Source organism: Reticulibacter mediterranei (assembly GCF_016587455.1).
Genome location: NZ_BNJK01000001.1, coordinates 1,278,081 through 1,292,997, shown reverse-complemented (window position 1 = coordinate 1,292,997; position 14,917 = coordinate 1,278,081). Strand labels below are relative to the sequence as shown.

At 50.1% G+C, this 14,917-nt stretch carries 14 protein-coding genes; 9 read left to right on the top strand and 5 right to left on the bottom strand.

All coding sequences use genetic code 11. The features are described 5' to 3' along the window. Positions 1–5: 5 nt before the first annotated feature. Together K3T83_RS05715 and K3T83_RS05710 are read left to right on the top strand one after the other, a co-directional pair. Positions 6–1,223 (top strand): cytochrome P450 family protein, encoded by a 1,218-nt coding sequence (locus tag K3T83_RS05715; RefSeq protein ID WP_220202014.1) that lies wholly within the window; start codon positions 6–8, stop codon positions 1,221–1,223. Between the two features lie 47 nt (positions 1,224–1,270). Continuing rightward, entirely contained in the window at positions 1,271–2,155 is an 885-nt protein-coding gene (locus K3T83_RS05710) for an SCP2 sterol-binding domain-containing protein (protein WP_220202013.1), read from the top strand. Between the two features lie 32 nt (positions 2,156–2,187). Here K3T83_RS05710 and K3T83_RS05705 read toward each other — a convergent pair whose 3' ends face one another. Next, complete coding sequence (locus K3T83_RS05705) at positions 2,188–2,676, bottom strand: hypothetical protein (RefSeq protein ID WP_220202012.1); 489 nt, start codon at positions 2,674–2,676, stop codon at positions 2,188–2,190. 273 nt (positions 2,677–2,949) lie between these two features. On the opposite strand from K3T83_RS05705, the gene K3T83_RS05700 reads away from it, so the two are divergent. The 6 genes from K3T83_RS05700 (at position 2,950) to K3T83_RS05675 (ending at position 9,135) form a co-directional block, all read left to right on the top strand. Then, on the top strand, positions 2,950–3,381 hold the full coding sequence (locus K3T83_RS05700) for an iron-sulfur cluster assembly scaffold protein (protein ID WP_220202011.1): 432 nt from the start codon (positions 2,950–2,952) through the stop codon (positions 3,379–3,381). 27 nt (positions 3,382–3,408) lie between these two features. After that, a complete protein-coding gene (locus K3T83_RS05695; RefSeq protein ID WP_220202010.1) occupies positions 3,409–4,992 on the top strand; it encodes a pentapeptide repeat-containing protein in 1,584 nt (527 codons plus the stop codon). A gap of 33 nt (positions 4,993–5,025) precedes the next feature. Next, the gene (locus tag K3T83_RS05690) at positions 5,026–6,258 is read left to right on the top strand and encodes a cytochrome P450 (protein ID WP_220202009.1); all 1,233 of its coding nucleotides are present in this window, start codon (positions 5,026–5,028) and stop codon (positions 6,256–6,258) included. Positions 6,259–6,347: 89 nt separating this feature from the next. Continuing rightward, positions 6,348–7,394 carry a methyltransferase gene (locus K3T83_RS05685; RefSeq protein ID WP_220202008.1) on the top strand — a complete coding sequence of 349 codons (1,047 nt, stop codon included), beginning with the start codon at positions 6,348–6,350 and terminating at the stop codon, positions 7,392–7,394. A gap of 16 nt (positions 7,395–7,410) precedes the next feature. Further along, the gene (locus tag K3T83_RS05680) at positions 7,411–8,631 is read left to right on the top strand and encodes an MFS transporter (protein ID WP_220202007.1); all 1,221 of its coding nucleotides are present in this window, start codon (positions 7,411–7,413) and stop codon (positions 8,629–8,631) included. 21 nt (positions 8,632–8,652) lie between these two features. Further along, entirely contained in the window at positions 8,653–9,135 is a 483-nt protein-coding gene (locus K3T83_RS05675) for a pentapeptide repeat-containing protein (RefSeq protein WP_220202006.1), read from the top strand. A 64-nt stretch (positions 9,136–9,199) separates the two neighbouring features. Here the strand turns inward: K3T83_RS05675 and K3T83_RS05670 are convergent, their stop codons facing one another. Both K3T83_RS05670 and K3T83_RS05665 read right to left on the bottom strand, forming a co-directional pair. Next, positions 9,200–10,615 (bottom strand): NAD(P)/FAD-dependent oxidoreductase, encoded by a 1,416-nt coding sequence (locus tag K3T83_RS05670; RefSeq protein ID WP_220202005.1) that lies wholly within the window; start codon positions 10,613–10,615, stop codon positions 9,200–9,202. A 41-nt stretch (positions 10,616–10,656) separates the two neighbouring features. Next, complete coding sequence (locus K3T83_RS05665) at positions 10,657–11,898, bottom strand: NAD(P)-binding domain-containing protein (protein ID WP_220202004.1); 1,242 nt, start codon at positions 11,896–11,898, stop codon at positions 10,657–10,659. Between the two features lie 256 nt (positions 11,899–12,154). Here K3T83_RS05665 and K3T83_RS05660 point away from each other — a divergent pair, with 256 nt between their 5' ends. Next, on the top strand, positions 12,155–12,643 hold the full coding sequence (locus K3T83_RS05660) for a cupin domain-containing protein (RefSeq protein ID WP_220202003.1): 489 nt from the start codon (positions 12,155–12,157) through the stop codon (positions 12,641–12,643). Here K3T83_RS05660 and K3T83_RS05655 read toward each other — a convergent pair. Then, positions 12,635–14,416, bottom strand: coding sequence for an HAD-IIIC family phosphatase (locus K3T83_RS05655; protein WP_220202002.1), 1,782 nt, complete (start codon positions 14,414–14,416; stop codon positions 12,635–12,637). The genes K3T83_RS05660 and K3T83_RS05655 overlap by 9 nt on opposite strands. An 80-nt stretch (positions 14,417–14,496) precedes the next feature. After that, on the bottom strand, positions 14,497–14,736 hold the full coding sequence (locus K3T83_RS05650; RefSeq protein WP_220202001.1) for an acyl carrier protein: 240 nt from the start codon (positions 14,734–14,736) through the stop codon (positions 14,497–14,499). Positions 14,737–14,917 lie beyond the last annotated feature (181 nt).

Here is a 14,917-nt window from a genome sequence, read left to right as displayed (position 1 = left end):
ATGCTATGAGCCAATCAACTGAACTGAATCTTGCCTCGTCGGTTTTTAAGGCAAATCCCTATCCTGCCTTTGCTCGCTTACGTGCTTATGATCCGATTCACCAGCTTACTTCGTTCGGTCAACAACGTACCTGGCTGATTACTCGCTATGCTGAGGCAGAGTTAGTATTGCGCGATGAACGCTTCGTCAAAGACAGGCAACATGTGTTCTCCTCGGCGAGGCTGCCGCATGTTGCAAGCTCGCCTCCTTCATTTACAGATCTCATGGATATGAGCATCGTCGATTTCGATCCTCCTGATCATACCCGCCTGCGCTCATTGGTCAATCCTTTTTTTACCCCTCGTCAGATGGAACGGTGGCGTAACCGCGCTCAGGAGGTTGTTGATGAGCTGATTGACTCAGTTGAGACAAAGCGTAGTATGGATCTGATCGAAGACTTCGCTGCAATCCTTCCGCTCAGAATCATTCTGGAAATCCTGGGCGTACCGGCTGAAGATGGTCCAATGTTGCATGAGTGGACCAGGGTCGTGGCGGATTCGTTAGGCGATCCCGTTGCCTCCCAGCAAATTGGTGGTGTCCTGCAGGACTTTTACGCATATCTGCTAGCATTGATCGAAGACAAGCGCAAAATGTCCGATGGAACCCTGATAAGCAGGTTGATTCATGCAGAGGCCGAAGATAACCAGATCTCCGCAAGAGAGGTCGTGACTATGACCTTTCTGTTAATTACTGCCGGACATGATACGGCAGACAACCTGATTGGTAACGGCATGCTGGCACTGCTGACACATCCTGAGCAATTGGCGTTGCTCAAGGCAAATCCCGGACTGCTCAAATCTGCTGTGGAGGAGTTGCTACGCTATCGTAGCCCTTTTATGCTCGCTACTATGCGCTGGGCCAGCGAAGATGTAGAGCTTGGCGGCGTGCTGATTCAGCGCGGAGATTCGGTGCTCGTCTCACCCGCCTCGGCGAATCGCGATGGAGAGGTATTTGCCGAACCTGATACCCTCAATATTGCACGCCTGGAAAATGCCCATATTGCCTTTGGCAAAGGCATTCACTATTGTCTGGGAGCGCCGTTAGCGCGCCTGGAGGGGCAGGTGGCGATTAGCACACTACTGCGCCGTCTGCCCAATCTGCGCTTACAGGTCGAGCCGGAGGCTCTGGAATGGAGGCCTGGATCGTTGATCCAGGGTCTGCGCCATCTGCCAGTTGTCTTCTAGCATCTGCTTTCATCGCAATCATCAGAAAAGGGAAGAGGAGTCTACTCATGTCGAGGGATCTGGTTCCAGTCTCTCAAGCAATTCGTTGCTCTGATGTGATTCTGGATCTGTCCACACATACGAAGATTCTGTTAAATTTCCTTGAGGAGACAGCATCAGAAGTGTGGCAACAACGTGGGCGGCATGTGCGCAGAAGCGAGTGGACATTGCATCAAACCGTAGCACACCTGGCCGCAAGCGCTGAATTTTATCGCGCAGCACTCCAGCGAGCAGTATTGCGTGAAAAGATGACTGTGCCTGATTTGCAGCAGCGGAGAGATCTACCTGCATATAATCAGCGCGAGATTCAACTCCGTCATCATCAGCAACCACCAGAGCTTATCGCAGCCTTACAACAAGCACTTGAAGAGACTCTCGCGGTTGCGCAGCAACTTGCTCCAGAACAGTTCGCGTGGCCTGTTGCTGTACCTATCTTTAATCGACCACTCACTGTTATCGAACTCCTGGAGACACAAATAATGCACTCCAGCATGGTTCATGTGGCACAGATTGCCCGTCCAGCTAACAAAGAACCTCTCTGGCGGAGGTATGATCCCCCTGCTCTGCATCGCACGCTGGGACGCTTCTTTCGTTTAATCAGCCTGACCTATTGGCCGGAACGGGGCGGCAACCTGCGCGCGACCTTTCAATTTCTCGTAGCTGGAGATGCCGGCGGTGAGTGGTATGTCAGCGTCTCTCCTGGAGGTGGTCAAGCCGGTGAGGGCAGAGTGCTAAAACCGCAGGTGACCCTTTGGGCCGCGAACGCAGATGCTCTTTGCCTGCTCTTCACTGACCAGATCAGTATTGGGCAGGCCTTGCTGCGCAGGAAACTTGTCGTTAGAGGTAATCTTCTTCTGGCGACAAAACTTTCACAGCTTTTCTCGCCCACTTGAGGCGCTTCCTGCAATGAGTGAAGCGACCAGATCTACCGGACGAGTTCATTACGAATGAAAGTGTAGGCATGCATCACATGGGTAAGAGCGGCTTTCACTGCGCCCATAAAGGTCGGGTTCTGGCCGCTGGCGTTCTGCCATTTCCATGTATACGAACCATCGCTTCTCGCTACAATTGAAAGGGGTATTGGTAGGTCATCCAGCACAGCCATCAGGGTTCTATCTATTTTGTCATTTTCAGGCAGGATAGGCCTGGCGGAAGCGTTTTCTTTAAGCATAATTTCCCAATCAATCACTCCTGATATCTTGCCAATGATATCGAATCCCATAGTTTTACGAATTGTATCTTCATCCTCGTACTGCTTAATGTCAGTGATGATAAAAAAGTAGGTATTGATCATGCCAGTTGAGACAGGAGGTATTTCAACTCGATGTCCAACCGCCCACGAAAGCAAGTCAGCAGTCCGGTATAGGTCTGCTTCTCGACACCAGACTTTAATAGTCACCGGTTGTTTTTGCATAGAGTTCTACCTTTCAAAGTGCTCCGTTATTTGATCAGGTGGGACTGCATCCTCTGAGCATTCATCAATAAAGTATAAAGTGTTTCCTGAGAAAGATCTTCTTCCAGGCTGCTCTTTTCAGTGACTCCTCAGGACACGCATATCTAACGTGGGGAGACGGAGCAAGATAGGAGAAGCATTAAACAGAAAAAACTGTTATCACTATATCAAGTAGCAGGTAGATCTACTGGCACTCCAGCCGGATTAAAGATCGTATTGAGGGAGAGTAGGAATATGTCGCTAAACTTTGATCGTGAGTATTTCCTTGATCACTGTGCTAATCCACGTAACCAGAATATTCTGGAGCATCCTCATGTCCGGGCTGAGGACATCAATCCGCTATGTGGAGATCGAGTAGAAATCGGCCTTCAGATCGATGAGGGAAAGATTGCTACAATTTATTTTCAGGGCAAGGGTTGTGCTGTTAGCCAGGCTTCTGCTTCGATACTGACGGAGATGGTCGAAGGTAGACCTTTGCAAGAAGTGCTTGACCTTAGTGAAGATGATCTTCTTGATGCTCTCGGTATTCCTATTAGCCCTGCTCGCTCCAAATGCGCCTTCCTTTCTTTGCGCGTATTGCACCAATGTCTGGCAGATGTGCAGACGACATCTATAGCGGACATATCTTCCTCAAAGATGCCGGATAGAGCTTCAGCTCATCAGTGAGCATAAACATGGAAGGGAAGATGCCTCATGACACAGAGACAACAGCCATCGCACGATGGTAGCGTTGCCCAGCACATGCATAACGGGCAGGATTCGTGCGGAGAGCGACCCAGTAACGATCAGCCCGCTGCCTGGAAGGCTTATTGGCGCAGTCTGGGATATCCCTGGCGAACCGAGCCTGAGATTGATCGTGCACGCCAGGAACTGCTGGAAGCCCGGCGCGCTCTGCCCCCTGATCCCCAGAAGAGTATCTATCCTTTTAAAGGGATAAAACTTGGTCGCGCCGATGTAGAATGGCTCCTGGCAACACATGAGAATGGCGAAGGGCCGATTGATTGGCGGGATCAGGCTCAGCAGCGGCGGCAAGGACTTGATCTGCGTGGCGCAGTTCTTTCTGGCGACTCAAGTCGGGGAATCAATCTGCGTGGCTTGCCGCTTTCTCGTCTCCAGGGAGGATTGTCCAGGGAGCAGTGGAGTGGGTGGGTAAAGACAAATAAGGAACTGCTCGATCAGGCAGCGGTGGATTTGGAGGAGGCTGACCTTTTTGGTACGCACCTGGAAGGAGCCTGTCTTACAGCAGCACACTTAAATCAGGCAGATTTGCGCCTGGCAGGTTTAGAGGGGGCTAACCTCACCGGAGCTCAATTAGAGGGGGCTAACCTCACCGGAGCTCAATTAGAGGGGGCTAACCTCACCGGAGCTCAGTTAGAGAGAGCCTATCTCACCGGAGCAGAACTGGCAAAGGCCAATTTGCATGGTGCACGTCTTGCTTGCGCCACCCTCTTTGGTACGCAGCTCAAGGATGCCTATCTTGTTGGCGCTCAATTAGAGGAAGCCAACCTTACTGGCGCTCAATTAGGGGGAACTAATCTGCGCCGGGCCATGCTGGGGAGAGCCATCTTGAGCGGTACTTTAGAGGGAAGTGATTTCGCCGAAGCTGTCCTCGTAGATGAGAATGGGATAGGCCCACGCCTGGCAGCTGTGCAATGGGGCAAGATAGATCTTTCGACTGTAGATTGGTCGCAGGTCAAGCAGCTCGATGATGAGCATGTGGCTTACGAGGAAAAGGAAGAGCATGGAGAGCAGAAAGATGCGCTTACACGGCTCAATATGTTCAAGCAAGCTGTCAGAGCATATCGCCAGCTTGCCCTTGCTCTGAAAGAGCAGGGTCTCTACGAAGAGGCCGCGTATTTCTCCTACCGCGCCCATGTTCTGCAATGCGAAGTTCTGCGGCGTCAGATAGGATTAAAACGAGATGCAAAGAAGCGAGGGGACCAATCTGGTAGTTCCTGGTTCTGGCAGCTGAGCAAATATCTCTCTTCGTTATTTCTCCACCTCGCTACTGGCTATGGCTACAAGCCCTGGCGCAGCGTCATTACTTACCTGCTTATCATCATAGTCTTTGCTCTCGCCTATGCTGTTTTCGATCATGTTGCGTTGCTACCAAATGCGCTGGTCTTGAGCCTCGCAGGATTTCACGGACGCGGTTTCTTCGCTGCCGGAGCTGTTGTAGGTGCGTCCGAAATCCTGCTTGTCCTTGAGGCAGTAGTAGGCTTGCTGATCGAAATCTGTTACATCGTCGTTTTCACCAGACGCTTTTTAGAACAGTAAGTGTTTGTTGTTCAGGAGAAAGGAATCAAGTCGGTGACGCAGACAAATGAGTATCAGCTTGGTCAGGAGTATCATCCTCTGCAGGAAGAGCAGCTAGAAAATCCTTATCGGTTGTATGGACAGATGCGCGAAAAAGAACCCATTACCTTCAGCCCTGAACTTGGAGCCTGGCTGATCACGCGCTATAAGGATATGCGCTCTGTACTCTCGCAGCCGGAGATATTTTCGTCACGCGATGTGAAAAACCCTGTGACTGCCTTGTCACCGGCTGCGTTGGCTGTTCTTATGCGGGGATACCCGATGCTTCCCATCTCCATCGATAGTGATGGGCTTAATCACCAGCGCTTTCGTCAACCCCATTTGCAAGGTCTAGCTCCAGCGCGGCTAGCACCATATGAAGATTTTATTCGTGCACTCGTCAATCGCTTGATAGATACCTTTATCGATGACAGGCAGGCGGAACTGCTTGAGCAGTTTGCCTATCCGTTGCCGCTCGAAGTCATGTTTCGTCTGTTTAATATCCCTCAAGAACGCATGGCTGAGACCAAGCAGTGGTGCCTGGATCTGGTCGATCTCCTCTATGGTAATTTAACCGAAGAGCGCCAGGTGGAATGCGCAAAAAGCGTGGTTGCCTTTCAGCACTATATTGCCGAATTTGTCAACGAGCAGCGGAAAAATCCCAAGGAGGACTTGATCGGGTTCCATATTACCCATCAAACTCCGGGAGCTGATCCTCTCTCTCTTGAGGAGCTGATTGCCGTTATTTGTGGCTTCATTATGGCAGGTCATCGCACTACAGTAGATTTAATTGGCAACGGTCTGGTTCTCCTCTTGCAGCCTAATACGCGCTGGCAAAAGTTGAGTGCACATCCTGAACTGATTCGCCCCGCCATCGAGGAAGTGCTGCGCTACGACTCACCTGTACATGCGCTGTTTCGTACCACAACGCGCGAAGTGAAAATAGAAAACGTACTATTGCCCCAGGGGGCAAGGCTCTTGCTCCTTTTTGGTTCGGCAAACCGGGACGAAGAGCAATTTCCCAACGCGCATCTCTTCGAGATGGAACGCCACCCTAATCATCATCTCGGATTCAGCTATGGTCCGCATTTTTGCGCGGGAGCGCCCTTAGCTCGCATGGAAGTGCGCATTGCTTTTGAGGTGCTGAGTCAGCGAATCCCTAATCTGCGGTTGAAATCCGGACAGAAGTTAACCCGCACTCCTGTGCTTGCGTTCCGTGGCTACCAAAAGATTGAAGCAGAGTGGTGAGAAAAAGCAGAAAAATTTGAATGATCGGAGAAAAGCGAGAAAATCAGTATTTGGCACATTATACTGATATTAAAGGAAGGAAAGTAATAATGGTAGATCAGCATGTAACTACAGTCGAACAGCATGCAACAAAGGAAATGCCGCAGGAGGTCCTCTGGCGAATGACCAGCGGATGCTTGCTTTCACAGGCAATTCACGTTGCGACGAAACTAAATATTCCAGGTCTCTTGAAGGATGGGCCAAAGAATTCAACAGAACTGGCCCAGGCCACCGAGACACATGCACCTTCGTTGTATCGGCTACTCCGTGCGCTGGCTGGAGCTGGTTTGTTCGTCGAAGATGAACAAGGCCGTTTTACACTCACTCCCCTGGGTGAGCTATTGCGAAGAGATGTTCCTGGTTCGATGGCGGCTGCGGGGCTGCTTTTTGGCTCAACGCTGCAATGGCCTGCACTGGGAGAACTTCTTTACAGCATTCAGACAGGCAAACCCGCTTTCGATCATCACTTTGGCATGACTCTATGGGAATACTATATGAGTCATCCAGAGGAACATGATATCTTCCAATATGCCATGAGCAGCTTTTCGGCAGCAGAGACGCATGCCATTCTGCAAGCCTATGATTTTTCTGGTCTTCAGAGCGTTGTTGACATTGCTGGCGGGCACGGCCAGTTGCTGGTTGCTATCCTACAAGCCTATCCTGAGATGCGGGGCACCCTCCTGGAACTGCCAGAGGTGGTCAGACAGGCGGAAGGAGTTTTTAAGGCCGCAGGAGTCGCGCAGCGCTGCGAAGTTGTCAGTGGAGATATGTTTGCCTCTATTCCCGCAGGACGCGACGCCTACATTGCCAAGACCGTTATTCACGACTGGCAAGACGAACAGGCGTTAGCGCTATTAAAACAGTGCTACAATGCAATGCCTTCGCATGCCAAACTCCTGTTGATCTCGGAAGTAATAGCTCCTGCTAATGTGCCTGATCCCAGCAAGTTTATGGACCTCAATATGCTGGTATCCTTCGGAGGCTGTGAGCGAACCGCCGCAGAATTTGAGGCATTGTTGGGCGCTGCAAACTTGAAATTGAAGCAGATTATCCCAACACGGAGTCCACTAAGCATTGTCGAGTGCGTCAAAGGTTGAGAGGAGAGAAGCATTTATGCCTTTTGCGTTGTTTATTCTGGCCCTGGGTGCCTTTGCTGTGGGAACTGATGAATATCTTGTTGCTGGACTCTTACCAAATGTAGCCGCTGACATGGGGGTTCCAGTGGGGGTTGCTGGACAACTGGTGACATTGTTTGGTATCACCTACGCGGTAGGTTCACCTGTGCTAGCCCTGACGACGGCTCATGTTGATAGGAAACGCCTTCTGCTGAGTGCTATCGTGATTTTTGCACTGGCAAATCTGGCCGCAGTGTTTGTTCCTACAGCGCGCTGGCTTTTCGTCACTCGCTTCGTAGCTGCATTGGCAGCTTCCATCTATACACCGACAGCGATGGCGACGGCAACGCAACTGCTCGATCCCAAACGGCAAGGACAGGCTATCGCCGCAATTATGGCAGGAATAACAGGTGCCATTGTTCTGGGATTACCTCTTGGGAGTTGGGTTGGTAACCTGTTTGGTTGGCGCACAGCGTTTGCTATGGTTGCCGCTATAGGTGTGATTGTGACACTGTTGATTGCCTTTGTGTTGCCGCGTATTACACCCTCCGACCATGTGATTACGTGGCGAGAACGTGTGAACTTCCTCTCACAGCGGAATGTTTTGCTGGCCCTGGCTATTAGCTTTGTGGCACTGGTCGGCGCAAATAGTGTCCTGACCTATATTATGCCTCTGTTACTGCGACTGACAACATTCACGGCTGTAGCGCTGAGCCTGGTCCTCTTTGCTTCTGGTGTCGCTTCGGTGGCTGGCAATCTCCTTGGGGGTTTGCTGTCTGATCGTTGGGGGACAAGACGCCTTCTCGTGAGAGTTTTTACTTTCATGATGCTCAACGCATTATGCTTCTCCCTCTTGATGCTTGCCACAAAATCTGTTCTGCTCGATATTGTGGTTGTGGTGGCCTTCGTTGTCTGGGGGCTGGTGGGATGGCTGGGTGCTCCTGCACTGAATAGCTACCTCGTTTCGCTCGCGCCACAGTCGGCCACGGTTGCGCTTTCTCTGAATATGACGGCATTGTACCTGGGTATTGCAGGTGGAGGAATTATAGGTGGTCTGGTTTTAACGATAGGAAGTATTGCATATCTGGGTGTAGTTGTCGGCGTGATTGAAGCTCTGGCGCTGGGGCTTGTTCTCGTGAGCGTGTCCAAAGTAGCCAGTGTTAATCAGCAAGCGTCAGATAGGGGTTCTGCGGTTCTGTTACAGGGGAATGAAGATTAATACGGGAAGGAGAAGCGTTTGATGGCTAATCAGGACCAGCTTAGCATACTGAAACTACAGGGATCGAACGCCTGGAACATATGGAGATCCCAGAATCCAGATATTGAGCCTGATCTCGCCGGGGCAGATCTCAGCAAGTGTGATCTTAGCGCTGCTAATCTTTTCCATGCGGATCTCAGTAACGTCAATCTCAGTAGCGCTAAGCTGAGCAAGGCTGATTTTCGCAGGGCATACCTCAACGGTGCTAATCTCAGCAGTGCTGAACTGATGGATGCCAATCTCAGCAGTGCTGAGATGATAGCATCTAATCTGAGCAAGGCTAATCTCCTGCGGGTTGATTTGCGCTGGGCTAATCTTAGTAGAGCCAACCTGGACGAGGCTAATCTTACGGCTGCCGACTTCCGCAGAGCTAATCTGGCGGAGGCGATTATAACTGACGAGCAGCTCAAAGAAGTTCATTCGCTTGCAGGTGCGACCATGCCTGATGGCTCAAAATATGCCTAAAGAAATAGAGGTTCTCTTAATGGACAGGCTTCCTGGCAGACGTATCTACCAGGAAGCCTGTCCATTAAGAGTGTTTTACTGAAGAGGTCGGTTCTGTATCTCGTGGACGTTGCCGATGCCCCAAAACTTTTAGGAGAAAGTTTGGATGCAAAAGAATACCAGGAGGCTGCTTCAGATGGAGTACTTCCATAAAGGCATCATGTACTTCCTTATCGGTGGGCAACATCTCCATAAGACTGTCCATATAACGGTGCTGCAGCCTGGATGCCCAGTTTAACGCTTTTCCCTCGTTACCAGGGACGCGGTAATCTGATCCCGTTGCGAATTGCCAGGCGAGTGCATTGACTCGCGCTAGCTTTTTCTGGAAATCTTGAGATCGTCCACGTTGACTACCGTCAGAATGTTTGTCACCGAGCCATGTATCAAGCGCTACAGTTCCTAACGCCGCCACAGTCATTCCCTGGCCATAAATAGGGTTAAGTGCGCAGCAAGCATCGCCCAGGACTATAAACTTTTCCGGTTGTCGTTTAAGTCGCTCAAAATGCCGCAGACGATTTTCTGTTCGTCGGTAGCTGTAGATCGGCGACAAAGGCTGCGCATCCCGGATGACTTCGTAGAGCAAAGGATCGATTAAGCCTTTGGCAAAGGTGAGGAAGTCAGCTTCCTGTGTAGGAGGATAGTCTTTGCCAGCTCCCACCAGTAGCACCTGCCAGCGGTTGCCTTCAACTGACCAGACAAAGCCAGTCCGCAGGTTTTCAGGCGGATTACTCTGGATAAGCATTCCTTTCCATGTTCGAGAATGATCGGTGGGAGGTGCATAGACGCGAGTTGCGTATCCCAAAAAGGCATTGACTACGGTCTCCAGAGGAGGCTGATACCCAAGTTCTTCCAGCCAGCGGGGCGCATGAGAAAAACGTCCGCTGGCATCTATCACCAGGTCGGCATGAAGCGGTCTGCTCTGGCTCTCTCCTGCTCTCTCCGGCTGACGCTCTCGTAAACGCACTCCTGTAACCGCCTGTCGATTGTTGCTGGAGAGGAGGCCGACGACTTCATGCCCCTCAATGATCTGTACACGCTGGTAGGCTTGCAACTCCTGGCGTATCTGCCATTCCAACAGCAGACGTGTACAGGCATATCCTTGCAATTGAGATGGCGCACGGGGCAGCCAGCCCGACTGAAAGCGGTACAGATAATCGTTAGAGAAATCAGCTTCTATAGCCCCCCGTTTCACTAATTTATCCTTGATTCCTGGAAAAAAATCTTCCAGAATTTGTTGACCTCGCATAAACAGAATATGGACATGTGTTCCTTGAGGGATACCAGAGCGAGCAACTGGCTCTTCTGGATAGTGATCTCGTTCAATCAGAGTCACCTGGTCAAAGTAATTAAGCAGGACGCGGGCTGCAAGCAGCCCGGCGATACCTCCACCTATGACGACGGCGTGATGAGACGGAGAACGACAGGATTGGGAAAAGCTCATTGATTTCTCCTCTTGCCTCTTGAGAGACTATGCCTGTCATTTTAATTTCGTGCTGCGATTGCGGAGGCAATAAACGCGGCGTCTTCTCCAATACCGGATAATAACGCAGATTTCGTCTTATAGAGCCAGTGTAGGCCCAGAAAATACAGTCCAGGTGAGTCAGTAACGCCGCGCCTGTGAACAGGATATCCTGTCTTATCGAAGACCGGTATTTGGACCCAGCCAAAATCGAGCTGATAGCCGGTAGCCCAGATGACTGTTTTAATATTCGCCGAGGGCAGATCCAGCGTTAGAATGGGTTTCGCATTGATTAACACGGTAGGGGTTGGTTCGTCTGTCTCCTTGCGAGCAGTAGCCTCTATGCCAGTCTTCGCGATGTAGCCATCAATCATTTGCATAATTTGTGCCGTAAATGCTTCTGATTTGGCGAGGTTTTCTTTTACATCTGGTGCAATGATGAGCTTTTTGCCCTCAATGGCTTCTAGATGTCCAAGTAGAATCATCCCCTGTCTGGCAAATTGTCGCAAGGTGACATCTCTCTCTCCATGTTTGTTTGAGGCATGCGGACTACACGCGAATTTTGCCATCGGTGAAGGAAGTTGATCGACAGTTCTGTCGAAAAAGCCCATTTTGGTAAGCCACCAGACGACATCCTTACCTCGGTAGTTCAAAGGCGTTTTGCCGCAACTTGAGATGGACAAATAGACTTGTCGTCCACTCTCATGTAACTCCTCGGCGATCTGAAAGCCTGACTGACCTGTGCCCACGACCAGCACTGCTCCAGAAGGCAGTGATTCAGGCTCCTTATATTGGCTAGAATGAATCTGGTAAATATCTGCGGGTAGTGTATCGCTGCCTTTGGGAAGTTTTGGCTTTTGATAAGCACCGGTTGCAAGCACAACATTGTTAGCTTTGAAAGTTGTCTCCTCTGTCTCTACCAGGTATCCATTGCTTCCAGATTGTGGCCGCAGTGCCGTGACCCGAACTCCGCTCTGGAGAGGCGCATTGAAGGACTGAGCATACTGCTCCAGGTACTTTATAATATCCTTACGCGTAAGAAAGCCACCAGGATCGTCTCCTTGATATTCAAAGCCAGGAAGCTGTATCGTCCAGTTCGGTGTGATAAGGGTAAATGAATCCCAGCGTTGACTTCGCCATGTTTCGCCCACCTGCCCGCGTTCAAGCACAATATGTGGCTGTCCCTGTTGGGTTAAGTAGTAGCTAAGAGCAAGTCCTGCTTGTCCGCCTCCGATGATCACAGTTTCAATATGCTTGGTCGTCATATATCTCTCCTTTTCAAAAGATGCGTCAGAAAGCACTGTTACAGTATAAAGTTTTCCATATAAAAAAAGCTTCTTCTACCTTGCTTCCTTATTGTTGCACTCCTGGCTATGATGCAGCGACGAGCAAAAACGTAGTAAATTTTGGCTATTATACTTCACGTGCAAAAGGAACAGCTTGATATACGTGTGATTATCATGTATAATTGTTTTATCGATGTAAAATAGTATATTAATTGCTTTAAGGAAGGAGAAGTTAATGGTTCAGCAAAATGAGCATATTCAGCTGAATCCAGCTGAAGAAACGATTCAGGTTGGTGTGACTCAGCTTCGGTTTCTGGTCACGGGGGCCGAGTCCAATGGCAGCCTGGCCACCTTTGAAATGGTCATCCCAGCTGGAGCAAAAAATCCTGCTCTTCCACATAGCCATGATGCCTATGAAGAGACAATCTACGGAGTGGAGGGCATTTCCACCTGGACAGTCAATGGTGTACCAGTTGAGTTGGGACCAGGACAGGTACTATGTATTGCGCGTGGCGCGGTCCATGGATTTGGTAACCACGGCGATGTCGATGCTAAGGTGCTGACCATTGTGACCCCTGCAAAGATCGGGCCTGAGTTCTTCCACGAGCTAATTGCGGTGATTTCTGCCGCAGCGGGTGGGCCACCCGATGGAGCCAAAATGATGGAGGTCATGAAGCGCTACGGCATCAAACCTGCCCTGCCACCCTCTCCTCCTTCATCTTAGTCGGGTGTTACCGTCTTTGCCAGGTCCAACTATACTTTGACCTGGCAAAATCCTGTCAACTGCTTGTTCCTGCTGCCCAATATAGGACGGCCACTCTGGCTGTTGAAGGCTATAGCCGGTCTCCAATGTTTCGCAGCCCAGGCTGTAGAAGAATGTTCGCGCAGGTTCATTGCGTGGACATTCTTCTACAGTTGCTACAAGTTTTGTTCTGTCTTGCTCGGCTGCAACTGCAAAAAGATCGTTGAGCATAGCCCTTTCAATGCCACGACCCATAACTCTACAACTCATGATAAAAGTATCTAACTCCGCGTATTCCGGATGGAGCCTGGCAATGCAGGCTCCAACAATGCCGTAGTCTCCAAAGCGATCACTGGCGCGTGTCAGGCGCACAATATAGTGTTCATCAGCACAAAGCTGAGATAAATCGGGAGCAGAGCGACGGCGACAATTGAGGTTAAACTGATTTGTCTTTGCAACAAGCTGAGTTAATCGGGGCATATCAGTTACAGTTGGTGAAAACATTGCAACCTCGATATTCAGTTGCCCCAGATAGACTTCTGGTGACGTGATCCCCTTGCCAGAAGCAGCACGCTGCTGCTCTTGCTGATAGTAGACTGCTCGTTCGAGATCTTCAGGAAGCGGTGGCAATCTGTCTAATAGTCCTGCTGATGTAAGTACTGTTAACCAACCAGCCGGATCAGCAGGCATCTGTATACAGGCGATTTGGGGAAATGCGGCCCGTACCTCAGCAATTTCGGCGGCATTATCATCTATAAGCACAAAACTCTCGATCCCAAGCTTGAGATCGTCAGCAAGTTCCCGGATGCTGGCTGGCTTTGGCTGCCAGCCGATTCGCCATGCAGAGAGCATCTCTGGCTTCAAACGCATTTCCGGGCGAGCGAAGACCTCCCAGACATCTGCCTCTTCATTTTTACTACATAATGTGAGAAGTACACCTGCTCGCCGTAGTTCAAGTAAAAAAGACTGAAATTCTCTATAGCTTGCCCCTGGCCCGTTGGCATTTAAATCAACCCCCAATGCTCCATCTTCACCTACAATGCCACCCCACAGTGTATTATCTCCATCAAGTACAATAACCTTCCGGGCTGGCCGTCTGCTTAACAGGATCAGGCGTGCTAGGTGCTCACTCATCAGGTGAAATAGCTCTTCTGTAAAAGGAATGTGAGCCAGAGCAAGCAAACGTTGATTGTAAGAAGATGCACTACCAATCGAGCGGATTACTTCCTCCAAATCGAAGAGTAGCACTTCTGGCTGTCCGGCAAGTCGATGGCGGAGTGCTTCGCGGATCGAGGTAGCGATGGCAAAGACTCCTGTCACATTACATGCATCGCCAATGCCCAGGGGGCGTTCTTCAGGGATAGCAGGCAAGACAAATATGAGTGTTGCCTGCCAGTGGCGCGCTGCGTTCAGGAGAATATCAGCTAGTTCGAGGGCTTCATGAACAAAATTCGTCTCTGGCTCAAGTAAGGGAAGAGGTCGTCCACTCCACAGTTCCTCCAATCGTGCCCAGCCAATAAGGATCGTTGGCTTGAAACCGGCAGTCTCGCTCCTCTCATCCAGACACTGTTGTGCCATCTGATTATACGGCCCTATCCAGACATCTGCAGGCAAGCCTGCGTCATTTAGAGCAAGGCCCAGATATGGAATTATCGGATTCGCGGTGAAAGTACTCAAGACGGCTATGCGTTCTCGAAGCATGCGCTTGGAGTAGGCAAGCGTTTGCCAACGCTGACGTTTCTGCCACAAACTCATGTTTTCCCCTTTTATATAAATAGCATTTGTATTATACACAGCTATTATGTTATCTCAGCTATAATTAAATAATTAAATGCTTATGTGCTTAACGATCTCTGCTGTAATATACGGTGTATGTCGGCCACACAAGTTAGCGTATGCATCTCATGTGTCGTCAATTTAATGCTATAGATCTCTTCAAGAGCCGCTATCAGTTCCAGATGTTTTAGGCTATTCCAGGTCTGCAATGTGGTCGGTCCCGTAGAATCGGTTATCAGCGATAACGGGACGTTCATTACGGTTGCAACCAGCTCTTCTACTTTTATGAGACTTTCCATAAATCACCACTATTCTCAACTGCTTCTAGAGAACGAACAGTATGTTAATCAGAGCATACCGGCTATTTGGCGAGAAAGCTTCTTGCAGATTGCTTTTTTGGGGGAATAAGTTTTCTTCCGCATCTACCCATAGCTGGTTGTGATGGTCAATTGTGAGGAAGGTAACGATTATTAGTGAGAA